Source organism: Dactylosporangium sp. McL0621, assembly GCF_049995355.1.
Lineage (GTDB): Bacteria > Actinomycetota > Actinomycetes > Mycobacteriales > Micromonosporaceae > Dactylosporangium.
In genome coordinates this window covers 3247743-3272517 of record NZ_CP188259.1, presented here as the reverse complement: position 1 = coordinate 3272517, position 24775 = coordinate 3247743, and the positions used below count along the sequence as shown (strand labels likewise).

Here is a 24775-nt window from a genome sequence, read left to right as displayed (position 1 = left end):
TAAGCATTAAACACCACTGCTGATGGTATAAACAAGCGGTGGGAGAGATCGCGGATTTCGGGGTGCCGGCCAGCATCGCGGCGGCCTGGGGCGTGCAGGACCGCCCCGGCTACGGGCCGCGGCCCGGGCTGAGCCTGGAGCGCATCGTCGACACGGCGGTGCGGGTGGCGGCGGCGGAGGGCCTGGCCGCGGTGTCGATGGTCCGGCTGGGCAAGGAGCTCGGCACGTCGGCGATGGCGCTGTACCGGTACGTGGCCGCGAAGGACGAGCTGCTCGACCTGATGCTGGACCGGGGCCTGGGGCCGCCCCCGGACGGCGCCGGCGCGACCGGCTGGCGGGCCGGGCTGCAGGAGTGGGCGCAGGCGCTGCTCGCGGCGATGCTCGCCAACCCGTGGACGCTGCAGGTGCCGGCCGGCGCGCCCCCGATCACCCCGAACCAGATCCGGTGGCTGGAGCGCTGCCTGGCCGCACTGGCGGGCACCGGGCTGGCCGAGCCCGAGAAGCTCTCGATCGTGCTGCTGCTTTCGGGGTACGTCCGCAGCTTCGCCAGCACCGCCGCCGCCGCGATGCACCCCGGCGACCGCAAGCCCGTCGACTACGGCCGCGCGCTGGCGCGCCTCACCGATCCCGAGCGCTTCCCGGCCATCACGGCGGCGATCGCGGCGGGCGCGATCGACGACGACGCCGACTACGACGCCGCCGCCGAGTTCGCGTTCGGCCTCGACCGCGTCCTGGACGGCATCGCGGCCCTGCTCGATCGCTAGAAGCGCGGCCGCAGCTCGGCCAGGAGGCGGTCCGGCTCCAGGATCGGGCCGAGGTGGCCCAGGCCGTCGAGGGGCACGAACTCCTTCGACGGGGCCTCGATCGCGTCGAGGTACTCGCGGGCCCGGCTCCGTCCACGCGTAGTGGTCGTCGGTGCCGTGCAGGAAGACGACCGGCACCTCGAAGCGGGTGCCGAGGGTCTGCGGCGTCACGGCCGGCGCCCGGTACTTCCTGTCTGTGCACGAGTGGGCGATCTGGGCCCTTGAACACCTTGACCGCGGACATCGACAAGAGTGAGATTGACCCATGTTGCGACGTTCGGTGGTGGTCGGCTCCGTTCTGGCGCTCGCGCTCGCGGGCCTGCCCGCCGCGGCCTCGGCCGCCCCCGACAACCAGGTGGAGAAGCTCCTCTCGGGGATGACGCTGCCCGAGAAGGTCGGGCAGATGTTCGTCGGGTACGTGTACGGCGACAACGCCACCGCGCCCGCCGCGGCCGACGTCGCCGCGAACACGACCCGCTACGGGGTCGGCACCGGCGCCGAGGTGCTCCAGCGCTACCACCTGGGCGGGGTCATCTACTTCAGCTGGAGCCACAACCTCGCCGCGCCGCCCCAGGTGGCCGCGCTGTCCAACCAGCTGCAGGCCGCCGCCCGCGCCGACTCCGGCATCCCGCTGCAGATCAGCACCGACCAGGAGGGCGGGATCGTCACCCGGATCGGCGCGCCGCTGGCCGTGTCGCCGGGCAACATGGCGATCGGCGCGACCCAGGACCCGGTCAACGCGCTGCGGGCGGCCCGGGTGAGCGGCCAGGAGCTGCTCGCGCTCGGCATCAACGTGGTCGACGCGCCCGTCGTGGACGTCAACACCAACCCGCACAACGCCGCCGACGGGCCGCGCTCGTTCGGCGACCGCACCGCCCAGGTCTCGCTCTTCGGCGCCGCGGCCGTCGCCGGCTACCGGCTCGCCGGGATCGGGGCCCAGGCCAAGCACTTCCCCGGCCTCGGCGACACGACGGTCAACACCGACAACGGCGTCGCGGTGACAAACGAGAGCCGGGCCCAGATCATGGCGACCCACGTGCCGCCGTTCCGCGCCGCGATCGCCGCGGGCGTGCCGAGCATCATGGCCGCCCACATCGTGGCGCCCGCGCTCGACCCGTCCGGCGCCCCGGCGAGCCTGTCCCGCCCGATCGTCACCGGCCTGCTGCGCGAGCAGCTGCACTACGACGGCGTGGTCATCACCGACGCGCTCGACGCCGCCGCCCTCGCCGGCATACCTCAGGGCCAGATCGTGCTCGACGCCATCGGCGCGGGCGTCGACCAGCTCCTCATGCCGGCCGACCCGCCCGCGGCCATCCAGGCGGTGCTCGACGCCGTCGCCGCCGGCACGCTGCCGGAGGCCCGGATCAACCAGTCGGTCCGGCGCATCCTGCGCATGAAGCGCGAGCTCGGGCTGTTCGGCCGCGCCGACGTGCCCACGCCGGTCGTCGGCATCCCCGAGCACCTGCAGACCATGTCGTCCATCGCCGCCCGCTCCGTCACCGAGCTGCGCGGGGCCGGCCTGCCGCTCGCGCCCGGCGCCCGCGTGCTGGTCACCGGCTGGGGCGTGAGCACCACGCAGAACCTCACCAACGACCTCAACGCCCGCGGCGTGACCGCGACCCGGCTGTGGACGGGCTCGCCGTCCCCGGCGGTCATCGCGCAGGCGGTGGCGGCCGCCCAGACCGCGGACGCGACGGTGGTGACGACGAACAACGTGTGGTCGGACCCGACCCAGGTGGCGCTGGTCCAGGCACTGCTCGCCACCGGGCGGCCGGTCGTCGTGACGTCGGTCGGCGGCCCCTACGACATCGCGTACTTCCCGCAGGCCCCCGCCTACCTGGCCGCCTACGACTACCAGCCGGTGTCGGTGACCGCCCTGGCCGACACCCTGACCGGCCGCGCGGGCGCCCCGGGCCGCCTGCCGGTGACGATCCGCACCCCGGACGGCTCGGCGGTGCTGTACCCCGTCGGCAGCGGCGCCTAGATCACCGCGACGGGCTTGCCGCCGTGGCGGGGTGACTCGGCCTCGTCGAGCATCGCGGCCGCGACGGTCGCTCGGCTCACGCGGGCCGGGAAGAGGCGGCGCGGCACGTCGGGCAGGGCCACCGTGCGCCGCGCCGGGGACAGCGGGCCGTCGGTCAGCGGGCCGGCGTGGAACACCGTGCCGCCCGCGGCCAGGACGGTCCCGGTCGCCGCGACCCGGTCCGGCAGCTCCTTGCCCATGAACGCCCGCAGCAGGGCCCGGGTCACCGCGCCCGCCGCCGGGGCCGAGGGGCCGGTGCCCAGGGCCGCCAGCCAGACGATCCGCGCCTTCGCGGCCGCCGCCGCCGCGGCCCCGGCGGCCAGGACGCCCGGCGCCTCGCCCGAGGCGATGCCCAGGCCGGAGAGCACGACCGGCGCACCGTCCAGGGCCCGCGCGATCGCCGCCGGATCGAGGACGTCGGCCGCCACCCGGACCACGCGGGGGTCGTCGGGCAGGCGGGACGGGTCGCGGGCGACCGCGCGGACGGTGTGGCCGCGCTCCAGGGCCTGTCGTACCAGCTCGCGCCCGGTGCCGCCGGTCGCGCCGAGGACGGTCAGCTCCATCACAGGTCCCCGAAGGCCTTGAGCGCCTCGGCGTGCAGGGCCGGCGGCGTGACGAGCAGGTCCGGCGCGCCCGGGCGCCACGGGGCGCCGGCCAGGTCGGTCGCGACCGCGCCCGCCTCGGTCGCCAGCAGGGTCGCGGCGGCCACGCCGGTCACGGCCGGGGCGTACTGCCAGAACGCGTCCGAGCGGCCCTGCGCCACCGCCAGGAGCGGGAACGTGGTCGGGATGGTGGTGCGCACCAGCAGCGCGCGGCCCATCAGGGCGCCCAGCGCCGCGCCGATACGGGCCTGCAGCTCGGGCGGCTCGTCGCCGACCTGGCTGGTCTCCACGATGGCGTCGGCGAACGCGGTCTTCGGCGAAACCCGCAGCCGGAGCCCGTTCTCGAAGGCGCCGCCGCCCGGGGTCGCGGTGTACAGGCGGTCGCCGACCGGCTGGTGGACGACGGCGAGCTCGGTCACGCCGTCGCGGACGAGGGCGATGCTCACGCACCACTCGGGGCGGCCGTGCAGCAGGTTGACGGCGCCCTCGACGTCGTCGACGGCCCACCACTCCCCCGCGCCCAGGCCCGCGCGCTCCTCGTCGTCGGTGACCCAGCGGGCCTGCGGGCGCAGGCGCCCGAGCGCCTCCCGCAGCGGGTCGTGCACGGTCGCCTCGAGCCGGGCGGCGGCGGCCGACATGGCGTCGCGGCCGGCGAGGCGGGACTCGGGCGAGTACAGCTTCAGCAGGCGCCCGCCGAAGTCGCGGGCGGTCTCGATGACCGGTTGCAGCAGCTCCATGCCGCAAGTCTTCGGCCGGCCCGGCACTGCGGCAAGTGCATCCTTGCTACCTCTAGAGTTACTCTCGTGCACTCTCTCGACCTCAACCTGCTGACCGCGCTCGACGCGCTGCTGGAGGAGGGCAGCGTCCTCGGCGCGGCCCAGCGGCTGCACCTGTCGCCGCCCGCGATGAGCCGGACGCTGGGCCGGATCCGGCGCGCCACCGGCGACGCGATCCTGGTGCGCACCGGCCGGACGATGACCGCCACGCCCTATGCGGTACGCGTCCGGGCCGACGTGCACCGGCTCGTGCAGGAGGCGCGGGCGCTGCTGGCCCCCGACGCCGACGCGGACCCCGCGACCATCGCGCGCACGTTCACGCTGCGCTTCCACGACGCCATCACCGCCGCCGTCGGCCCCGGGCTGCTCGCGGCGGTACGCGCGCGGGCGCCCGGGGTACGGCTGCGGTTCCTGGCCGAGGCCGGCGCCGACACGAGCGACCTGCGGCACGGGCGGGTGGACGCGGAGATCGGCTCGACCGAGCCGGAGCGGCCGGAGATCCGCGGCGAGCTCCTCGGCCGGGCCGAGCGGGTGGTGGCGGTCCCGGCCCGGTGGCGCGGGAAATCGCTGACGCTGCGGCGGTACACCACGGTCCCGCACGTCATCGTATCGCGCCGCGGGAGGCTCCGGGACCCGCTCGACGACGCCCTGGAGGCGCTCGGGCTCGCCCGCGCCACCGTCGCCGCGGCCCCGACCGTGGACGCCGCGCTCGCCCTCGCGGCCGCGATCGGCGCCGCGGTCACCGTGCCCGACCGGATGACCGCGGACGCGTTGGCCCGGCACGGGATGCGGCGGCTGCCGCTGCCCCTCGACGCGCCGCCGGTGCCCGTGGTCCTGTCCTGGCACCAGCGCAACGACACCGACCGTGCCCACGCCTGGCTGCGCACGGTCCTGCGCGAACAGGTCGCGGCCGCCCTGGGCTAGACCCAGCGGTTGCCCAGCCAGAGCCGGTCGAGCCAGTCGGTGTACGGGATCGGGACGCCCGCGTAGATGGGGTAGAAGTACGCGAAGCACGCGGCGACCAGCAGCACGTACACCCCGGCGATCACGGCCCCGGTGCGTCTTCGCGCGCCGCCGGGCGGGCCGATGACGGCGCCGAGGACGTAGACCACGGCCAGGATCAGGAACGGCTCGGCCGGCAGGGCGTAGAAGTAGAACATGGTGCGGTGCGCGGGCATCGACTCGAACCAGGGCACGATCCCGGCCAGCGCGGCCGCCATGACGAGCCAGGCCCGCCCGTCGCGCCGGGCGACCGCCAGCCAGCCGAGGGCGGCCAGCGCGGGCGTGAACGACCACCACAGCAGGGGCGTGCCCAGCAGCAGGATCTCCGCGGTGCACTCGTTGGCGGAGCAGGTGGCGTTGGGGTCCACGTAGAAGGCGACCGGGCGGCCGAGCAGCAGCCACTGCCAGGGCCACGACTGGTACCGGTGCGGCTTGTCCAGCGTCGTGTGGAACGCGTACGCGGTCTCGTGGTAGTGGACCAGGTTGACGATCGGGTCGATGAAGCGGTCGCGGGTGAGGTTGTGCGTCGCGGCGTACCAGTGCCGGAAGTAACCGTCGTCGGAGAGGAACCAGCCCCACCAGACGTTGACGTAGGCCAGCAGCGCGAGGCCGAGGAACGCGACGAACCACCCGACCGCGGCCGGGATGCTCTCGGCGATCCAGTGCCGCACGCCGGCGCTGCGGCGGGCGCCCGCGTCGAAGACCACGGCGGCGACGGCGAACAGCAGCAGGTACCACAGCCCGCTCCACTTGACGCCGCAGGCGAGCCCCAGGGCGACGGCGCAGGCGATGCGGTACCACGGAGTCCCGAGCTTGGGCCGAAGAGTGCTGCCGCCGGCCTCCAGCACCGCGAGCCACCGCGCGCGCCGCTGCTCCCGGTCCAGGACCAGCAGCAGGAACGCCACGACGATCCAGAACATCAGGAAGATGTCGAGCAGCGCGACCCGCGAGAGCACGAAGTGCATGCCGTCCAGCGCCATCAGCAGCCCGGCCGCGGCCGCGAGGACCGGGGAGCGGAAGAGCCGCCAGGCCGCCATCATCAACAGCACGATCGCGGCGACGCCGACGACGACCGCGCAGATGCGCCAACCGAAGGAGTTGTACCCGAAGAGCTGCTCCCCGGCCGCGATCATCCACTTGCCCAGCGGCGGATGCACCACGTACTCGGGCTGGCCGGTCTCCGGGTTCCACTCCACGCCACGCTGGAGGAGGTCCTGCGCCTCGTTGGCGTAGTACACCTCGTCGAACATGACCTCCCTCGGGTGCGCGAGGTTGACCAGGCGCAGCACCAGCGCGACCCCGGCGACGAGGGCGGCGGCGAGCCAGAACCGGGCCGGGTACGGTCCCGGCCGGTCCAGCCGCCGCCGTGCGATGCCGATGCGCTCCCCGTTGCTCACCGAATCAGTGAACCGTGTCCGTCGCGGTGATCGTCACCTGGGTCGGCAGCACGCCGGAGCCGATCGACGCCGCGATCGCGGACGCCTCCGCCTTGTCGAAGGAGCCCGAGATCTGGGCGTCGCCGGGGATGACGGCCTGGATCGTCGGGGCCGACACGACCGCGTCGTCGACCACGATGGCGACCTGCTTGCCGATCGCGTCCCGGGTCAGGTCCGTCCAGCGGCTCTGCCCGGACGGGGTGAAGCTGATGGTCACCGCCCACCCGGCCTGGGACTGCTCCGCCCTGGCCCCGGCGAGGTCGGCGATGCTCGCCCGGGCGACGTCGAGCCGGTACTTCACGGACTCGTCGCACGCGGTCAGCTGGGCGTCGTCGGCCAGGTCGGCCGGCGCGCGCCGGCCGAGCATCGCGCAGGTGACCCCGGGCACGGCGTACTGCACGGCCGCCGGCAGCGCCGAGACCTCGCCGCAGGTGAGCTTGTCGAAGCCCGTGAGCTTCGCGGCGCCGGGCGCGTCGGGGGCGGCGAGCGCGGTCGCGGCCTGGTAGGTGGCGTCGCCGAGCTTCGCCTTGGCCGAGGCCAGCCGGCCCGCCGGATCGGCCACGGCGGGCCCGTCGGCCTTGCAATCGGCGCCCGGCGAGTCGTGGAACTGGTCAAGCACGATGCGGAACGTGAGGTGCCCCGGGGCCAGCACCGACTTGGCCAGCTCGGCGTCGTCGGCGGCGACGGTCACCCGCAGCGTGTCGGCGCCGGTGGTGGTGACGTTCGGCCGGCCGGCGCCGCTCTTGCGCAGCCGGTCGTGCAGGATCTGCTTCGTCCGGTCCACCGCACCGGCGTCGGGGGCGGCGCCGCCGGGCCCGGCGAGGTGCAGGGTGAAGGCGGCGTCGCCCTTGACCGGCCCGCCGCCGAAGCGCTTGGTGAGGTAGACGGCGCCGGTGATGCCGGCCGCGAGGAGCATGAGCACGACGAGGCCGATCACCAGCCACAACCACGTCGGGTTGCGCCGGGTTTGCGGCTGGACCGCGGGCGGGTAGGACATGCCGCCAGAGTACGGCGGCATGTCTCGTCCGATCAGCCCGCGGCGCGGTAGGCCTCGCCGGCCGGAGTGGGGGTGGAGCCGTCGCGGTACAGGCCGTACGCCACCGAGTCGCCGACCGCCGGCAGCGAGAACCACGCGTAGCGCTCGATGTAGGAGGTGGCCTGCATCTGGGTCGTCGTGCGGGTGATGAACGACGTGATCTGGGCCGTGTTCGGGTACTTCGGCGTGCCGGTGAAGTTCATCAGCCCGTACTCGGTGATCCAGATCGGCAGGTTGTACCGGTCGTGCACCCGCTGGACGTAGCCGAGGAACTGGCCCACGGCGGCGTCGGAGAAGTCGGAGCCGTACCAGTGCAGCGGGATGAAGTCGACCCGCCGGTTCTGCTGCCGCGCGGCGGTCATGAAGCGGTCGAGCCAGCCGCCGGGCGTGTCGCCGCCGTAGGCGACCGCCGGGCTGCCGAGGCGCATCCCGGTCGCCTCGAGCCGCGGCCACAGGGCGAGCGCCTGCTCGACCGTCAGGTTCGACTGCTCCTTGAGGTCGGGCTCGTTGAAGCCCAGCAGCACCGTGCCCTCGCTCTTGACCTTGGCCAGGTCGCCGTCGGTGACCGCGCCGGAGCCCCAGATCATCGGGACGAACTCGGCGCTCGCGGGCATCGAGTCGTTGTTCGTGGACCAGTTGTAGTACCAGCCGGCGCCGACGTTGTGCACCGCGTCGGAGAGGCCGGTGAACTGCCAGGTGCTGACGCCCTTCTTCTTCCCGGCCGGCGTGGCGGTGCGCGTGGCGGACGGCGTCGCCGTCGGCGTGGCCGTGCGCGGGGCGGACGGCGTGGTGGTGCGCGTGGCGGATGGCGCCGCCGTCGGCGTGGCGGTGCGCGGGGCGGACGGCGTCGCCGTCGCTCCCGGCAGCTTCCACTGCTGGTTCGCGCCGCCGGTGCAGGTCCAGATCTGCAGTCGCGTGCCGTCGGCCGAGCTGTTGCCGCTGGCGTCGAGGCACTTGCCCGAGCCGGTGTTCACCAGCCGGCTGCCCGTTGCGGCCGTCCACTTCTGCGCGCCGGTGCCGTTGCAGTCATAAAGCTGCACCTTCGCACCGTCCGCGCTGGACGCCGCGGACACATCGAGACACTTGCCGAGCGCGCGGATGCTCGCGTCGGTGCTCACCGTCCAGCTCTGGGCCGCGGTGCCGTTGCAGGTGTACAGCTGGACGGCGGCCCCGTTCGCCGCGCTCGCGCCGGCCACGTCGACGCACTTGCCCGCGATGCCGGTGATGGGCGCGCCGGTGGCGGCCGACGCGTTGGTGAGGCCCACCAGCCCGGCGCCCGCGACGGCCGCGGCGAGCAGGGCGAACAGGGGTTTTCGGCCGAGCCGCATGGCATTCCCTTTCCTTGGCTGCGCCGCTCAAACTCGTCTATGCGGCGCGGCGCGTCAAGGCGGGCGACCCGACTTAAGCCGGTTGTAAGCCAAACTTGAGAGAGCGCTCTCTCAGGCTTGGGGCATCACCCGGGCCACGCGGATCGAGGTGCTGTTCGCGCCCGCGGCCGGGTAGGCGGCGCTGCCGTCCGGATAGGCCTTGAACGCCTGGTAGTTGTGGTCCTTCGCGCCGATGGTGAACTGGGCGCCGACGGCCGCGCCGCTGCCGGAGTCGTACACCTGCGCCGCCATCGACGAGCCGGACTCCCACGCCATGAGCATGCGGCCCGAGCCGTACGTCACCAGGTGCGGATGGGCCGTCCTGGCCGGCGTCTGCTTGGTCGTGTCCGCGGCGCCGGTGCTGAAGTGCGACAGCCGGGCCTGGCCGCCCTGGCTCCAGGCGGTCCAGTAGCCGGAGGTCTGGGCCAGCACCAGGTCGCCGCCGAAGAGCGTGTTGTCGCAGGTGCCGGCGGCGACGGTGCGGTACGGGTGCGGCTGGGCGATGCGGCAGCTGTTGTCGGTCGCGCAGACCATCGCGAAGTGGCTCGAGCGCGGGTCCCACACGATCCGGGTCCCCCAGCTGTGGCTGCAGCCGACCTCGAAGGCGTCCTTGTGGCTGACGATGCCGCCGCCGGAGTTCACGACCTGCATGCGGTCGCCCTCGTGAATGTCCACACAGGACCCGTTCTGCACGGTGATGGCGACGCCGAAGTACGCCGCGTAGTTGCTGCCGTCGTAGGCGAGGCGGCCGTGGTGCTGGTACCACCACACGAAGCGGGCGCCGTTGTCGTAGCCGCCGAGGCTCGAGCTGAGGTTCGTGACCTGGCGCTCCCACACCTGCCTGCCGTTGTTGTCGAACCGGATCATGTGCATCGTGTTGCACGGGCTCGACGAGCCCCCGCACAGCGGGCCGTCGTGGCACTCCCCCTTGCGCGTCAGGAGCAGCACGCCGCCGTTCGCGTCGGCCGAGACGTCCTGCAGGTCGATGCCGTCGAAGCTGGTCGGGGTGCCGGCGAGCTTGTCGTCGCAGCCGAGCCTGCCCAGGTACACCTTCCCGTTCGTGCCGAGCCAGGCCAGCCACGAGCCGCCGTCGGGGGTCGCGGCGATCGCCATGGGCAGCGGGTCGGTGTCGCCCTCCCGGCCGTAGCCGGTGACCGCGGTGCCGACGCTGACGTCGGTCACCTTCACCACGGGCGTCGCGCTCGCGGCGCGGCCGCACGGGCCGGTCTCCTTCGGCGGGGCGGCACTGCTCGCCGCGGCGCTCGGGTTCGCGCTGCCCGACGCGTCCGCGGCCGCGGCCAGCCTCGCCGCGTCGCCGCCGGACCGGCCCGCGGCGCCCGGACCGGTGCCCGAGGCGGGGCCGCTCGAGGAAAAGGCGGCGACGGCGCCGATGGTGGCGGCGACCGCGAGGCCGGCGACGGCGGCGATGACGACCCGCCGCCGGGAGAGTTCGAAGGGGAGCTTCACGGGGCCGAATATAGGGGGGTTCAGGGGTCGAAATGGGGCGCCCGGCGGCGGAAAGGCAAACTTAAGCGAGGCATAAATCCCGCCGCCGGGCTGGGCTTTTGTTGTTACTTGTCACATGAAATCCGGGCCCCGGCCCGATTCTGGCTTACAGGTTCCAGATCTGGAACTCGCTGATCTGGGCGGCCGGCCAGCCGGTGTTGGCGGTGACCGTCACGCGCCAGTACCGCTGCGTCGTCGCCGGGAACGTGAGCGTCGCGGACGGTCCGAACGTGTACGAATTTGTCGCAACGACCGTCGTGAACGACGAACCGTCGCTCGAAGCGCTCAGTGTCAGTGTCTGGTTGCGCGCGCCCCACGTCGCCGGCAGTTGCAGCACCACCTTCGTGGCCGACTTCGCGGCGCCGAGGTCGACCTGCACCCACTGCGGGAACGCGTTGTTCGCGCTCTCCCAGTACGTGGCCTGGTTGCCGTCGGTGACGTTGCCCGAGCCGTACGCCTGGTTGTGCGACGACTCGGAGGTGGGCCGGCCGGCGGCGAGGTTGACCGGGGTCGGGGTACCGCCGCCCTGGGTGAACTGCAGGCTGTTGAGGTTCCAGCCGCCGTTGTCCTGCGCGAGCGTCAGCACCTGCTGACCGGCCGGGAGCGTCAGGGTCGCGGTGGCCGTGCCCCACGTCTGCCAGCCGCCGGTGGCCGGGATGTTCACCGCGCCGGTGAGGTTGGCCCCGGACGCGTTCGCGAGATGCAGGGCGCCGGTGACCGCGCTCGGGGCCGCGACCCGGGCCGTGAGCGTGTACTGCCCGGCGGTGGCGACGTTCACCGTGTACCGGAACCACTGCCCGCCGCTCGTCCAGCCGAGGTTGTACCCGCCGCCGGTGTCCGAAGTGGACTCGAGGTCGACGCCGTCGGCGCGGTAGCCGTTGGCGTTGCCGTTCACCGAGGTCACGTTGTACGCCAGGCCCTGGCCGCCGGTGTCGTAGTTCTCGGCCTGCACGGTGCCGGGGACCGCGGCCGGGGCGCCGCCGAACGGGGCCTCGACGGGGCCGCTGCCGCCCTGCCAGCTGTTGCCGCTCAGGGTGGCCGTGAAGCCGCCGGAGTTGTTGACGTACGCGCTCGCCCCGCTCTTGAGCCCGGTGACCGAGTTGCCGGTGATGCCGGCCGAGCCGCTCGGCGCCGGGTAGAACGGCGGCGCGACGACGATGCCGTTGCGGCCGGGGTTGGTGACGGTGTTGTTCTGCAGCACCGTGTTCGTCGACTGGCTGAAACCGACACCGTCGTACAGCGAGCCCACCACGGTGTTGTTCGAAACGCTCACCCGGTCGACGACGCCGACGTTCTGCCCGTCACCGCCGTTGCCGACATGCAGCGCCGGCTGGCCCTGGCTGTAGCCGTTGCCACCCGAACGGGAGACGACGTTATTCGCGACGGTCGCGCCGAGCAGGTCGCTGCCGTTGACGCCGAACCGGCCGGCCCCGAGGCCGATGTACCGGGCGGTGTCGCTTACCGCGTTGTACTCCACGTCGTGCCCGCTGCCGCCGTAGATCCCGATGCCCTTGCCGCCCCACGGGGCGACGATCGTGTTGCGGGTGAACGAGATGTTCGACATCGCGGTGTAGTACGTCCGGTTACCGTTGCTGTCGGTGTTGTAGTTGACCGAGTTGATGGCCATGCCGTCGTCGCCGGTACCGCGCACGAAGTTGTTCGTTGCGCTCAGGTTGTTGCCGACCGAACTGTTCAGCGAGACGTTGTTCAGGTTGATGCCGTCGGCCCAGATCGTGGTGAGCCGGCTGTTGCGGACCTGGCCGCCAGTGCCGGAGGCCCAGAAGCCCGAGAGCGTGTGCTGGGTCCAGATGTCGTCGGCGACCCAGTTGGTGCCGGTGGTGTCCATCGCGCCGCCGGCGCCGTCCACGGTGGCCCGGCTGGTGGCGTTGGAGTCGATGTGGAAGTCCTTGACCGTGCACGACGTGAGGTCGAAGACGGCGCCGAGGGGCTGGGGGTTCGGCAGCGGTACCGCGCGGTAGACGGTGCTGTACCACGACCCCGCGCCCGCGATGGTGATGCCGGTCGCGTGCAGGCCGCTCGTACCCTTGAGGTAGAACGTCCCGGCCGGAATCCAGAGCGTCTGGTTCTGGGCCTGCGCCTGGTTGATGCAGTTCTGGATCGGCCCGGTGCTGTCCACGTCGGGGTTGTCGGCGGCCGCGCCGCACGAGACGATCGAGATCGAGTTCGCCGGCTGCGCGATCGGCGCCGGGTTCTCCACGTCGACGACGTCGATGTCGTAGAACGCGGCCGAGTTCGCCGCGTCGCGTTGGAGTGCGAACGTGGCCCCGGGCGCGATGGGCGTGCCGGTGACGAACGTGCGCGCCTCGTCGAAGAACACGCGCGGATTGCCGTCGGCCGGGTTCTGGTCGGAGCTGTCGTTGTAGTGGTTGTTCCCCTCGTACACCCAGGACTGCTTGGACGTGAGCGAGAGCGCCTGCCGGTAGGCCCCGTCGACGTACAGGTTGAGCGAGGCCGTGATGCCCCCGCCGCCGGGCGAGTCGGGAATGCTCGCGCGCACCACGATCGCGCTGATCGGCCGGCCGGTCGTGTTCGTCCACTGCACCTTCTGCCCGGTGGCGGCGAGGCGCACGAAGGCGTGGCCGGAGGCTTCGAGCTCGGGGCTGGAGTACTGCGTGGTGGGGGCGGCGGTGAGCGCCCGGGTGGCGGCTCCCCCGGCGACGACCCCGGCCTCGGCCTCAAAGCTGGTGAACGGCGTGGCGGCCCCGGCCGCGGCCCGGGCCGGCGCCGACGAGGCGGCGACGACGGCGGCCCCGACGAGCACGGCCAAGGCCAACGGCCCCACCGCGCGACGCACAACACGCATCGATGATCGTGCCATGGAGTGTCCCTTCAAGATCTTGCACACGTAGCGGCGTACGCAAGTATTTGCAGACAACACTCTCTAAGCTGACACGTCAAGAGCTCAATTTTTCATTCCCCCCTCCAAACCCCAACGCAACCGCGGACCCCGACCACGCCGCAACGACCACGCGCACGAAGGCACACCGCCGACCAGCACCGCCCGCACGGACACTCATAGGTCACCGACCCGCACACAACCGAGCAGCCGCTTGCACAACGCGCACAACGTCGACAACCCTCACGCGACGCACGAAAGCACGGATGCACGAAAGCACGAAAGCACGGATGCACGGATGCACGGATGCACGGATGCACGGATGAGCGAACCTGCAGATGAGCGAACGCGCGATGCGCGAACGCGCGATGAGCGAACGCGCGATGCGCGAACGCGCGACGCGCAGATGAGCGGAGGAGCAGACGCGCGGACGCACGATGCACGAACGAGCGGACGAGCAGACGCGCGGACGGATGGATGGCGTCGGGCGGAATTGAGGTAGCTGTAAACGCGCATCGTGAACGTGGGGCAGCGAACGACGGCGAGGCCGACCTGAACCTCGTCTACACGCGGATGAGCGACGCGCCCGGGTCCAAGGGCATCGGCGCGATCGTCGTGCCGCGCGACGCCCCCGGCGTGTCGTTCGGCGCGCAGGAGAAGTTGATGGGCTGCCGCGGCATCCCGTCGGCCGACATCGTCTTCGCCCGGTAATACCGTGGACCCGTGGACGGGGTGCGGATCGGCGACGGGGCACTGGGCGGCCGCGGGGTCTACGCGGCCCGCGACTTCGCCGCCGGGGAGGTCGTCGTGGCCTACCGGCTGCGCGAGCTCGACGCGGCCGGCTACGCGGCGCTGCCGCCCGGCGAGGATCTGTTCGTGCACAGCTACTGGGGCCGCCGCTACCTGTACCCGGCGCCGGCCCGGTTCGTGAACCACGCCGGCGATCCCTCGTGCTACCAAGACTTCGAGCGCGGCTGCGACGTGGCACGGCGGCCGATCGCCGCGGGCGAGGCGGTCACCATCGACGCGACCGAGGAGACGGGCCGCGAGCTGGCCACGTTCCTGGAGGCGTACGCCCTTGAGCCGGACCGGCACGGCGAGCTCGTCGACGCCGACGCCGTGCTGTGGCGGGACGGCACCGTGTTCCGGGGCCGGGGCGCGGTCCTCGCCGCCCTCCCCGGGGCGCCGCTGACCGACGTCGAGTGGCTGGTCGGGACCGGGCGCTGGGAGGCGCTGTGCTCGGCCCGGTCCGGCGGCCGGCACCTCACGATGCTGCTGCGGGTCGTCGCGGGCAACTGGCAGGTCGTGTACCAGCACCTCGGCTGACGGCTGTCAAAACCGGATGCCAAAGGCTGCACGGGTCGCGAACTCGGATCCTGTGGACAGCCCGGGACGTTTGATCAATGTAGAGTAACCGCGTGGTCACTGCGGCGATAACGTCCGGCAACGCGCAGGCATCCGACTACTGCCACATGCGCGAAGCGGGCGAGGTCCGCTGCTACTACGTCATCAACCCGCGGTCGCGGCACGGCGACTGGACGTTACAGGAAGTCGTCCGGCCGGCCTTCCGCGCGCTGCGGTCCGAGCACGGGCTCTTCGTCGAGCCGCTCGCGTTCGGGCAGCTCCCGGCGCCCCGGCCCGGCATGATCACCTACGCCGTCTACGGCCCGACCGACCCGCTGCTGATGAGCCGGGACGAGAAGGTGTACCTGTCCGCGCTCGCCGCCGCCGGGGTGCGCACGAACGTCGTCTCGGCCTACGATCTCGCACCCGACGGGAGCGACCGGCCCGGCTATGAACGGGCCCGCACGGCCGTGCCCGACCTGTGCGACGAGCTCGACATCAACGTGCTCTACCCGGACGAGCTCGACCGGCGGCGCGGCATCCGGACCAACACCTGGCAGGACGTGTACGTCAACGTCATCGGCGAGACGATCCGGGTGAAGTACAGCCCGACGCGCAGCCTCCACCAGGCCGACACCGCGGTGTGGCGGCGGCTGGGCGCCGAGCACGCCGGCGAGATCGCGGAGCTGGCCCGGCTGCACCGCGAGCACCGGCTCTGGCAGCGCAAGCCGTGGACCGACGGCTCGATCCTGTTCGCCCACGACGGCTACTGGTTCGTGTCGCAGACCGTCACCGACAAGACGCTCATGACGGCGGCCGACTTCGACCTCGTCACGTCCTACGACGAGGGGCGGCGGGCGGTGACGTACACCGGGCCGCGGTTACCCAGCTCCGACGCGCCCGAGTATCTGCTGCTGAGCACGCTGCTGAGCATGCACGGGCGGCGGCCCCGGCTCATCGTGCACTTCCACCACCGCGAGCTGACGCGCGGGCCGCACCACCGGGAGCTGGTCACCGCCGGCACCGTCGAGTGTGGACAGTTCGCGGCCGGCCGGCGGTTCTTCGCCGAGCTGCGCGCCAAGTCGACCGACTGGTTCATTATCCGCGAGCACGGGATGGTGTGGATCGGCGACTCGGTCGCGGAGTTCGAGCAGTTCGCCCGGCGGGTGCTCGGGTAGCGTCGCCGTCCGAAGAACGTGAACCCGAGCGCGAGCTGGCCCGAGACCGCCGCCCAGATCGCGAACCCGGCGTGCAGGCGCCAGGCGAGCCGGTACAGCAGCGTCGTGACGGTGAGCGTGACCTCGCCGAGCAGGTAGGAGGCGCGCCGGCCCCGGGTGTCGGCGATCGTGCCGGTCGGCACCTCGAACAGCGCGAAGCCGAGGATGAAGCAGGCGTTCGCGGCGAGGGCCTCGGTGTTGGACCGGCCGGCCTGGAACAGCAGCAGCGAGTTGACGCCTCGGATGGACGACACGGCGAGGGCGTTGAGCAGCACCAGGAGGAGATACGTACGCCGGACCCGGCTCACGCCACGGGCCGGCCGGCCACCAGCCGGACCGTGAAGCGGCCGTGCTCGCGCCGCAGGTCGACGTGGGCGCAGACCTGATGGGCGATCCACAGGCCGAGGCCGCCGGTCGCGGAGGGGACCGGGCGCAGCCCGGCGACCGGGTCGCGCGGCCCCGGCCCGGCGTCAGCGACCTCGACCAGGATGCGGTGCTCGGCGGTCCAGACGCGCACCTCGACCGGCGGGGCCCCGTGCACGATGGCGTTGGTGACGACCTCGGTCGCGGCGAGCACCAGCCCGCGCAGGTCGGTCGGCTCGATGTTGGTGTGCGCGCTCAGGGCGACCACGGCGGCGCGGACCTCGGCCGGCATCGGGTCGGTGAGGTGCAGCCGCGGCCGGGTGCGCTCCAGCGGGTCGTGCCAGGTCGCGGCGCGGTCGCGCAGGAAGTCCTCGGGGTCGCTGAAGTCCGGGTTCGGGTGGTGCCCGGCGGTCGTGGCGATGAACGGATGCGTGCGCCGCACCTGCTCGAGCACGGCCGGCGGGGTGATGCGCACGTCGTACGGGCACAGCCCCCACAGCGGGAAGTCGTCGTAGACGTGGTTGATCACCGCCTCGTACCGGGCCCACCAGTCCCACGGCACGCCGACGCCGGGGTGCGGCACCTCTCCGGCGATGCGGATCTGCGCGGCCCCGGCGGCGACGTGCCCGGCGAGCAGCTCGCGGTACCGGTGGATGGCGGTCGCCGGGCTCGAGTAGTGCTCGTCCCCGGCCATGTAGGCCACGTCCCCGCCCGCCCCGGCGACCGCGGCGCGGATCAGGCCCTGGCTGCGCGGCCCGAACGCCGAGACCACGGGCTCCCCCGCGGCCAGCCCCTCCTCGATGAAGGGCGTGACGATCGCCAGGAACTCCTCGTCGGAACGGTAGAACGCGGCCTCGTGGAAGAAGCCGCGGTGGCCCGTCGGCGCGCCGACCCTCACGCGTCCGCCTGGCGGACGAGGTCGAGCAGCCCGGTCAGCCGGCGGCTCGCGCCGGCGAGCCGCACCCCCGGTTCGCGGCGCGCGGTGCGGATCAGCGCGGCGGCGGCCGCCACGTCGGCGAAGGCTAGGCCGGACAGGTCGATGGTGAGCGGGTCGTCGCCGGGCAGGTCGGCGCGCAGCCCGTCGAGGACGGCGAGGAGGGCGGCCCGGTTGGCGATGTCGGCCTCGCCGGTCAGCGCCAGGCCGCGGGGGTCGTCGGTGTGCCGCATCCGCAGCTGGGGCGGGTGGGGATCGCCCGGCTCGACGGTGCCGGGATGGGTGGCGATGTACCGTCGCAGCCGCGCCGGCGAGAACCGGCGCCGGTCGTACAGGCAGGCGCCGCGCGCGAACCCGGCCGCGTAGACGCGGTTGACCTCGGCCTCGTACCAGGGCAGCCGCTCGGCGCCCGGGATACCTCCGCTGGCCCAGCCCATGTCCGCGATGATCCGCAGCCCCGGGTGCCCCTCGCGGCGCGCCCTGGCCACGACGCCGCGCCAGTCGGCCGCGGTCCGCTCGGCGTCGAACCGCCCGGCGGCGAGGTAGCTCTGCGCCGCGCTGTAGATCTCCAGCCGACCGCCGGTGAGCGCCTCGGCGATGCCGGAGTCGTTCGCGGCGAGCCCGGCGGCGAAGGCCCCGGGGTCTTCCCCGACGGTGCAGCAGATGACCTTGTCACCGTCGTGGAGGGCCGAGCGGATGAAGCCCTCCATGATCCCGGTGCGCAGCTCGGCGCCGCTGTACGGCACGCAGACGTGGTCGCCGGCCTGCAGCCCGGCCAGGATTGCGGTCCCCACCACGTCGTCACCTCACTCGCCGTGCTCGAATCATCACACCCTACCGCCGACCCTGATCGGCACCGATGCCCGCGCCGCGGTTCCATCCCCGCGGGCTCGGCCGCCCGGCCGATCGTCGTGGCCGATCATCCATCCGCCGGCCGTTAATCGTTCGCCGCGGCGGTCCGATCGCGATAGAACCGGGGCATGACCGAACAACGGCTGCCCGGCGGGCGCAGCTTCGGGGCCGTGCGCGTCGGCGACGAGGTCCGGCGCCCGGCACAGCCGTGGACGGCAACCGTGCACGGCGTGCTGCGCCACCTGGAGGCCGTCGGCTTCGACGGCGCTCCGCGCGCCCGCGGCCGCGACGACCAGGGCCGCGAACGCCTGACGTTCCTGGCCGGCCAGACCCTGGGCGAGGACCGGCCGTGGCCGGAGTGGTTGCGCTCCGACCACGCCCTCCGGCAGGTCGGGGCGTGGCTGCGCCGGCTGCACGACGCGACCGCGGCCTTCCGGCCCGGCGGCGACGCCGTCTGGTTCACCGGCCGGCCCTGGCAGCCGGGGCTGCTCATCGCCCATCTGGACGCGTCGCCGTGGAACGCGGTATGGGACGGCGACGGCCTGGTCGGGTTCGTCGACTGGGACACCGCCAGCCCGGCCCGGCCCGAGGACGACCTGGCGTTCTCGGCGCTGACCTGGGTGCCGCTGCTGACGACCGAGCTCGCGGAGACGATCGGCTTCACCGACCCGGCCGACCGGGGCCGGCGGCTCCATCTACTCCTGGACGCGTACGGCTACACCGGCGACCGGGCCGCGATCCGCGACGCGATAACCGGGCGGGTCGAGCGCAACGTCGGGATGATCCGGCGGCTCGCCGAAGGCGGGGAGCCGGTCTTCCGGCGCATGCTGCCCTGGGCCGCCGACCTGGAGAGGTCCGGCACCGAGGTCGCCGCCCTGCCGGAGGCGTTCTGGGACGGACGCGCAGCCGGCCCGGCGTAGTCGGTCGCGCCGGGCCGGGCCGCGCGTGCTCACCGCGGGCGGGTCAGCCCTTCACCGCGCCGCTCGTCATGCCCGCCACGATCTGCCGGTTGAAGAACACGTACATGATCAACGGCGGAATCGTGATCAGCAGGATGTTCATGAACAGCAGGTTGTACTGGCTCGTGTACTGGCTCGAGAAGTTGTACAGCGTCAGCTGCACGGTCGCGTTCTGGTCGCCCGGCAGGAAGTACAAGGGGTTCGTGAAGTCGTTGAACACCGCGACCGACTGCACCACGACCGTCGTCACCGCCACCGGGCGCAGCAGGGGCAGTACGACCCGGAAGAACAGGCGCAGCGGGCCCGCCCCGTCGATGATCGCGGCCTCGTCCAGCTCGCGCGGGATGGTCGAGATGAACGCGCGGAAGAGCAGGATGCTGAAGGACAGGCCGAAGGCGATCTCCACCAGGATCAGCCCGGCCATGGTCTTGAACAGGCCCAGGCCCTGCAGCACCCAGATCGTCGGGACCACCGCCGGGGGGATGATCAGGCCCGACAGCACCAGCACGTCGATGAGGCGGTTCCAGCGGCTGCGGCGGCGCTGCAGGACGAAGGCGACCATCGCCGCCAGCACGACCATGCACGACACGCTCACGACCGTCAGGACGGTGCTGTTGATGAACGCGATCACCAGCATGTAGTCGCGCGCCTCGACGACGTCGACCAGGTTGCGCCACGGCTGCGCGTGCTTGGGCCAGCTGAACGCCGGCAGCGCGGCGTCCCGGCGGTCCTTGAACGCGTTGAGCACGATGAACAGGAACGGGACCACGAAGACCACGCCGGAGGCGAGGATCGCGGTGCCGCCGAGCAGGTGCTTCCTCACGCCGGCACCTCCGCAAGCTCCGGCACCGGCGCGAGACCCACGCCGAGCCCCCGGTGAACGGCCCCTCCGCTCCGCTCCGGACCCTTCACTGCTCCACCTCCCGCCGGTTGAGGAACCAGTACAGCGGCACCACCAGCGCGGTCACGACCAGGAACAGCACGACGTTGCCGGCGGTCGACAGGCCGTAGAAGCCCGCCTGGTACTGCTTGTAGATGACCGACGCGATGACGTCCGACGTGAAGCCGGGGCCGCCGCGGGTCATCGCCCAGATGAGGTCGAACGAGCGCAGGCCGCCGATCAGCGACAGGATGACCACGGTGACCGTGGCCGGCCGGGCCAGCGGCAGCACGAGGTGCCGGAAGTTCTGCCAGGCGCCCGCGCCGTCGACGCGGGCGGCCTCGAAGTACTCCTGCGGGATCGACACGATGCCCGCGATGTAGATGAGCGTGGCCAGGCCTATCCCTTTCCACACGTCGACGAGCGCCACGGACAGCAGCGCGTAGTGGGGGTCGGTGAGCCACCCGGGGCCGTCGATGCCGACGACCCCCAGCGCGTTGTTGATGAGCCCGTGCTGCGGGTCCATGAGCACGGTGAACGTGAGGCCGACGCCGATGGTGCTGACGAGGACCGGGAAGAACACGACCGAGCGCAGGTAGCCGCGGGCGGACAGCTGCGAGGTGAGCAGCACCGCCAGGAGCAGGCCCAGCACCACCTTCAGGCCGGAGGTGACGACCGCGTAGATGATGGTGTTGGTGAAGCCCTTCACCAGCGCGGGCTCGTCGAAGAACTGCCGGAAGTTGTCCAGGCCGATGAACTGCGCGTCGAACAGGCTCCAGCGGGTGAGGCTGAAGTAGAACGAGGCGAAGGTCGGGGCCAGGAACAGGGTTCCGTAGACGAGCGCGGCCGGCAGGTAGAACCAGTACGAGTAGGCCCGTCTCACCATCCGGGCAGTCCCAGTTGCTGGGCCTGCTTCTTCACGTCCTGGTCGTAGAGCGCGGCACCGTCGGCGGCCTTGCGGATGCCGGAGCCGACCTCGACGGTGATCTGCTCGAGCGACGGGCCCTTGACCGGGGAGAGGAACTCGAGCGCGGGGCTGTTGGCGCCGCTGTCGAAGTACGGCTGCATGTCCTTGATCGGGGCAGCCACGTCGGACGGCAGGGTGCACCCCTTCACCAGGAAGGGCCCGAACGGGGTCGTCGCCTTGGCCATCGCGTCACAACCGTCCTTGCTCGCGACGAAGGCGAGGAACTTCCGGGCCGCGTCGAGCTTCTTGGCGGTCGTCGTCTTCGGGATGTACACCCCGGCCGGCTCCCACACCGTGAGACCGTTCTTGGCCGCGTCGTCGCCGGGCAGGGCGAAGAAGCCGATGTCGTTCATCTTCTCGGGCGACTGCGACGCGATGGTGCCGACGGAGAAGGTGAGCATCGGGTACTGCGCGCCCGTGCCGTCGGTGAGGTGCTTGATGCCGGCCTCGAGCTTGGTGGAGGCGAAGTCGCTGGTGAGGTACCCCTGGTCGTGCACGTCCTGCAGGCGCTGGAAGCTCCTCAGCGCGGCCGGGGTGGTCGCGTACTTGGCCTTGCCCGCGGTGTACTGCCCGGCGAAGTCCGGCTGGGTCGCGGCCACGTTGTGGAAGTCGGCGAGCACGATGAGCTGCGAGGTCCATGTGTCCTGGTAGGTCTGCACGACCGGCGCGATCCCGGCCGCCTTGATCTTCGCGTTGTTGGCCATGAAGTCGGCCCAGGTCTTCGGCACCTGCAGGCCCAGCTTGGCGAACACGGCCTTGTTGTAGAGGACGCCGCCGCCGGTCGCGCCGCCGAACGGCACGCCGTAGAGCTTGTTCCCGGCCGACACGGTCGACTTGAACGTCGCGTCGAGGTCGCCGGCGTACGACTGGTCGTCGACGGGCACGAGGTTCTGCTCGGGCTTGAGCGCGGCGAACAACGAGCCGGAGTTGTACATGAACACGTCGGTCATGTCGCCGGTGGACAGCCGCGTCTTGACGATGTTGTCGCCCTCGGTGCCCTGCGGGCGCGTCTCCACCTTGACGGTGACGCCGGTCTTCTTGGCGTTGAAGGCGTCGGCCAGGCCCTGCGCGGTCTTGAGGCTCGCGTCGGAGTTGTCGGACAGGAAGGACAGGGTCGTGCCGTCGCCGCTGTCGCTGGAGCCGAGGTCACCGGCGCTGCAGCCGCTGAGCACCAGGGCGCCCACGGTCGCGGTCAGCGCGACGACCAGGCGGTGTCGTCGTTGCATCATGGTTACTCCTTCTCGGGGGTGTTGAAGGGGTGTGCGTCCCGGACCGGCGGCGGGTCGTCGGTCGGGGCGCGGAAATCGCAGGTGTACTCGTGGATGCCCGGCCCGGCCTCGACCGGCGCCCAGCCCGGGGCGGGCAGCTCGACCCGGGCGGTGACCCCGGGCGGAACGGATACGTGCACGTTCAGCCGTCCGTTCGCGCGCTGCCAGCCGACCCGGATCCGGCCGTACGGGCTGTCGTGCACCGCCTCGGCGTGCTCGAGGCCGCCGCCGGGGCGGGGCCGGACGAGGATCCGGCGGTACGCGGGCGCGGCCGGGGCGAGCCCGGCGACGGTGCGGTGCAGCCAGTCGGCGACCGCGCCGAACGCGTAGTGGTTGAACGAGGTCATCTCGCCCGGGTTGACGGTGCCGTCGGGCAGCAGGCTGTCCCAGCGCTCCCACATGGTGGTGGCGCCCATCGTCACCGGGTAGAGCCAGGACGGGCACTCGCGCTGCAGCAGCAGGTGGTAGGCGGCGTCGGCGGCCCCGACGCCGGTCAGCGCGTCGCAGATGAGCGGCGTCCCGGCGAACCCGGTGCCGACGCGGTAGTCCTCGGCCCGCACCAGCTCGACGAGCCGCCGCCCGGCCCGCTCCCGCTGCTCCTCCTTCGCGAGCAGCCCGGTGGTCAGGGCCATGGCGTACGCGGTCTGGGCATCGCTGGCCAGGCGGCCGCTCGGCGTCACGAACTCGTCGTTGAACGCCTCGGCCACGGCGTTGGCGTGCGCGAGGTACCGCTCCCGGTCGCCGTCCTCGCCCAGCACGGCGGCGATGTGGGCCAGCCGGCGCGCGCTGTCGGCGTGGGCGGCCGTGGCCACCAGGTGTGGGTCGGTGCGCGCGGCGGCCGGCTGCTCGGGCGGGGCGGCCGGGTCGAGCCAGTCGCCGAACTGGAACCCGGAGTCCCACCGGCGGTGCTCGCCGGACAGCGCCGCGACCTGGTCGACCCAGGCGCGCATGCTCGGGTACTGCTGCCGCAGTATCCCGGCGTCGCCGAAGCGCTCGTGCAGCACCGACGGGGTGACGACCGCGGCGTCGCCCCAGACCGCGGCCGGCAGCGACGGGCCGAGCAGCTCCACCCACGGCACGTAGAACGGCACGGTGCCCAGCTCCGCCTGCTCGGCCGCGAGGTCGGCCAGCCACGAGGTGAGCAGGCCGGCGCAGTCGTAGAGGAACGCGGCGGTCGGCGCGAACACGGCGAGGTCGCCGGTCCAGCCGAGCCGCTCGTCGCGCTGCGGGCAGTCGGTGGGCACGTCGAGGAAGTTGCCGCGCATGCTCCACACCACGTTGTCGTGCAGGCGGTTGAGCAGCGGGTCGGAGGAGTCGAACCAGCCGGTGCGGGTCATGTCGGTGTGGCAGACCACGGCCTCGGCGTCCACTTCGGACACTCCCCCAGCGACTTCGGCGTACCGGAAGCCGTGCACGGTGAAGCGGGGCTCCCACGTCTCCGGCCCGCCCCCGCGCAGGATGTACTCGTCCCGCGCCTCGGCCTCGCGCAGCGGGCGGGTGTACAGCTCGCCGTCCTGCAGGACCTCGGCGTGGCGCAGCACGACGGTCGCGCCGCGCTCGCCCTCGACCCGGATGCGCAGGCGGCCCGTGAGGTTCTGGCCGAAGTCGAGGATCGTCCGGCCGTCGCCGGTCCGCCGGGCCGACACAGGGCGCAGGACCTCCGTGCGGCGCACCGGCGGTCCGTCCGGCGCGACCAGCCGGGAGGCGTCCAGCGGCCGCTCGGTCACCGGCCCCCACTCGTGTGCGCCGATCTCCTCCCGGCGGGCGTCGTACCGTTCCCCGTCGTACAGCCCCGTCGCGGTGATCGGGCTCGGCGCGGCCCGCCACTCCCCGTCGGTGGCGATGACGTGGGTGGAGCCGTCGGCGCAGGCCACCTCGAGCTGCAGCGCGACCGCGGGACGGTCGCCGTAGACGCCGCGGCGGCCGCCGCGGAAGCCCAGGCGGCCGGCGTACCAGCCCTCGGCGAGCCAGGCGCCGATCGTGTTGCGCCCGGCGCGCAGCTGCCCGGTGACGTCGTGGGTCTGGTACCGCAGGCGGTGGTGGTAGCTGGTCCAGCCCGGGGCGAGGACGTGGTCGCCGACGGTGGCGCCGTTGAGCTCCGGCTCGTACACGCCGTGCGCGGTCGCGTAGAGCCGCGCCCGGACCGGCTCGGCGGGCAGCTCGAACTCGCGGCGGAGCAGGATCGCCGGGCCGTCCGTGTCGCCGGGCGCGGCCTCGCCGCCGATGAGCGCGGCCCGCCAGTCGCGCGGGTCGAGAAGGCCCGCCTCGACCCGGAGCGGGTCGCTCGTCGCGGAGTCCTCGGGGCCGGTCCAGACGCGGACGGTCACCGCGCGGGACTCGCGGGAGGCCAGGGGCGGCGCCGGCCAGGCCACGAGCACCTGGTCCGGGGACTCGACGCGGCCGGTGGAGTACTCGCCCACCGTGAGCTCGTAGGCGACCTGGGTGGCGCCGGGGACGTCGGTCTCCAGCCGCCAGGACAGGCGGGGGCGGGCCGAGCCCAGTCCGAGGGGTTCCCGGACGTGCTCGGCCCGGAGTTCGACTACGCGCATGGGGCGGCCTCACTTCTGAAACGATTCAACGCTC

General features: G+C 72.7%; 20 protein-coding genes. 7 read left to right on the top strand and 13 right to left on the bottom strand.

Going from position 1 to position 24775, the window contains the following annotated elements; genetic code table 11:
- Nucleotides 1–38: 38 nt before the first annotated feature.
- Nucleotides 39–764: a TetR/AcrR family transcriptional regulator gene (locus tag ACPPVO_RS15320; RefSeq protein ID WP_426511872.1), complete on the top strand. Its 726-nt coding sequence runs from the start codon at nucleotides 39–41 to the stop codon at nucleotides 762–764.
- 304 nt (nucleotides 765–1068) lie between these two features.
- The gene (locus ACPPVO_RS15315; protein WP_426511871.1) at nucleotides 1069–2787 is read left to right on the top strand and encodes a glycoside hydrolase family 3 protein; all 1719 of its coding nucleotides are present in this window, start codon (nucleotides 1069–1071) and stop codon (nucleotides 2785–2787) included.
- Here the strand turns inward: ACPPVO_RS15315 and ACPPVO_RS15310 are convergent.
- Nucleotides 2784–3389, bottom strand: a complete 606-nt coding sequence (locus ACPPVO_RS15310; protein ID WP_426511870.1) for an NAD(P)-dependent oxidoreductase — start codon at nucleotides 3387–3389, stop codon at nucleotides 2784–2786. The two genes, ACPPVO_RS15315 and ACPPVO_RS15310, sit on opposite strands and share 4 nt — an antisense overlap.
- Nucleotides 3389–4165, bottom strand: a complete 777-nt coding sequence (locus ACPPVO_RS15305) for an inositol monophosphatase family protein (RefSeq protein ID WP_426511869.1) — start codon at nucleotides 4163–4165, stop codon at nucleotides 3389–3391. Before ACPPVO_RS15305 ends, ACPPVO_RS15310 begins: the two co-directional genes overlap by 1 nt.
- Before the next feature lie 66 nt (nucleotides 4166–4231).
- Between ACPPVO_RS15305 and ACPPVO_RS15300 the strand changes: the two genes are divergently transcribed.
- Nucleotides 4232–5128 carry a LysR family transcriptional regulator gene (locus ACPPVO_RS15300; RefSeq protein WP_426511868.1) on the top strand — a complete coding sequence of 299 codons (897 nt, stop codon included), beginning with the start codon at nucleotides 4232–4234 and terminating at the stop codon, nucleotides 5126–5128.
- Here the strand turns inward: ACPPVO_RS15300 and ACPPVO_RS15295 are convergent.
- The 5 genes from ACPPVO_RS15295 to ACPPVO_RS15275 all read right to left on the bottom strand — a co-directional run bounded on the left by ACPPVO_RS15295 (nucleotide 5125) and on the right by ACPPVO_RS15275 (nucleotide 13375).
- Nucleotides 5125–6603 (bottom strand): dolichyl-phosphate-mannose--protein mannosyltransferase, encoded by a 1479-nt coding sequence (locus ACPPVO_RS15295; protein ID WP_426511867.1) that lies wholly within the window; start codon nucleotides 6601–6603, stop codon nucleotides 5125–5127. The genes ACPPVO_RS15300 and ACPPVO_RS15295 overlap by 4 nt on opposite strands.
- A gap of 4 nt (nucleotides 6604–6607) precedes the next feature.
- Nucleotides 6608–7639 carry a SecDF P1 head subdomain-containing protein gene (locus ACPPVO_RS15290; protein WP_426511866.1) on the bottom strand — a complete coding sequence of 344 codons (1032 nt, stop codon included), beginning with the start codon at nucleotides 7637–7639 and terminating at the stop codon, nucleotides 6608–6610.
- 32 nt (nucleotides 7640–7671) lie between these two features.
- A complete protein-coding gene (locus ACPPVO_RS15285) occupies nucleotides 7672–9006 on the bottom strand; it encodes a glycosyl hydrolase (protein ID WP_426511865.1) in 1335 nt (444 codons plus the stop codon).
- A gap of 111 nt (nucleotides 9007–9117) precedes the next feature.
- On the bottom strand, nucleotides 9118–10512 hold the full coding sequence (locus ACPPVO_RS15280) for a hypothetical protein (RefSeq protein WP_426511864.1): 1395 nt from the start codon (nucleotides 10510–10512) through the stop codon (nucleotides 9118–9120).
- Between the two features lie 145 nt (nucleotides 10513–10657).
- Nucleotides 10658–13375 (bottom strand): carbohydrate-binding protein, encoded by a 2718-nt coding sequence (locus ACPPVO_RS15275; RefSeq protein WP_426511863.1) that lies wholly within the window; start codon nucleotides 13373–13375, stop codon nucleotides 10658–10660.
- A 510-nt stretch (nucleotides 13376–13885) separates the two neighbouring features.
- On the opposite strand from ACPPVO_RS15275, the gene ACPPVO_RS15270 reads away from it, so the two are divergent.
- The 3 genes from ACPPVO_RS15270 to ACPPVO_RS15260 all read left to right on the top strand — a co-directional run bounded on the left by ACPPVO_RS15270 (nucleotide 13886) and on the right by ACPPVO_RS15260 (nucleotide 15930).
- Entirely contained in the window at nucleotides 13886–14119 is a 234-nt protein-coding gene (locus ACPPVO_RS15270; protein ID WP_426511862.1) for a hypothetical protein, read from the top strand.
- 12 nt (nucleotides 14120–14131) lie between these two features.
- Nucleotides 14132–14734: an SET domain-containing protein-lysine N-methyltransferase gene (locus ACPPVO_RS15265; protein WP_426511861.1), complete on the top strand. Its 603-nt coding sequence runs from the start codon at nucleotides 14132–14134 to the stop codon at nucleotides 14732–14734.
- A 92-nt stretch (nucleotides 14735–14826) separates the two neighbouring features.
- Entirely contained in the window at nucleotides 14827–15930 is a 1104-nt protein-coding gene (locus tag ACPPVO_RS15260; RefSeq protein ID WP_426511860.1) for a hypothetical protein, read from the top strand.
- Between the two features lie 343 nt (nucleotides 15931–16273).
- Here ACPPVO_RS15260 and ACPPVO_RS15255 read toward each other — a convergent pair whose 3' ends face one another.
- Together ACPPVO_RS15255 and ACPPVO_RS15250 are read right to left on the bottom strand one after the other, a co-directional pair.
- The gene (locus ACPPVO_RS15255) at nucleotides 16274–17230 is read right to left on the bottom strand and encodes an anti-sigma factor RsbA family regulatory protein (protein WP_426511859.1); all 957 of its coding nucleotides are present in this window, start codon (nucleotides 17228–17230) and stop codon (nucleotides 16274–16276) included.
- On the bottom strand, nucleotides 17227–18063 hold the full coding sequence (locus tag ACPPVO_RS15250) for an MEDS domain-containing protein (protein ID WP_426511858.1): 837 nt from the start codon (nucleotides 18061–18063) through the stop codon (nucleotides 17227–17229). The genes ACPPVO_RS15255 and ACPPVO_RS15250 overlap by 4 nt, the downstream gene beginning before the upstream one ends.
- Before the next feature lie 183 nt (nucleotides 18064–18246).
- Here ACPPVO_RS15250 and ACPPVO_RS15245 point away from each other — a divergent pair, with 183 nt between their 5' ends.
- A complete protein-coding gene (locus ACPPVO_RS15245; protein ID WP_426511857.1) occupies nucleotides 18247–19038 on the top strand; it encodes a phosphotransferase in 792 nt (263 codons plus the stop codon).
- Nucleotides 19039–19081: 43 nt separating this feature from the next.
- Here ACPPVO_RS15245 and ACPPVO_RS15240 read toward each other — a convergent pair whose 3' ends face one another.
- The 4 genes from ACPPVO_RS15240 to ACPPVO_RS15225 form a co-directional block, all read right to left on the bottom strand.
- Nucleotides 19082–19900 (bottom strand): carbohydrate ABC transporter permease, encoded by an 819-nt coding sequence (locus ACPPVO_RS15240; protein ID WP_426511856.1) that lies wholly within the window; start codon nucleotides 19898–19900, stop codon nucleotides 19082–19084.
- 85 nt (nucleotides 19901–19985) lie between these two features.
- Nucleotides 19986–20843, bottom strand: coding sequence for a carbohydrate ABC transporter permease (locus ACPPVO_RS15235; RefSeq protein ID WP_426511855.1), 858 nt, complete (start codon nucleotides 20841–20843; stop codon nucleotides 19986–19988).
- Nucleotides 20837–22153 carry an ABC transporter substrate-binding protein gene (locus ACPPVO_RS15230; protein WP_426511854.1) on the bottom strand — a complete coding sequence of 439 codons (1317 nt, stop codon included), beginning with the start codon at nucleotides 22151–22153 and terminating at the stop codon, nucleotides 20837–20839. Before ACPPVO_RS15230 ends, ACPPVO_RS15235 begins: the two co-directional genes overlap by 7 nt.
- 2 nt (nucleotides 22154–22155) lie before the next feature.
- A complete protein-coding gene (locus ACPPVO_RS15225) occupies nucleotides 22156–24741 on the bottom strand; it encodes a family 78 glycoside hydrolase catalytic domain (RefSeq protein ID WP_426511853.1) in 2586 nt (861 codons plus the stop codon).
- Between the last annotated feature and the right edge of the window lie 34 nt (nucleotides 24742–24775).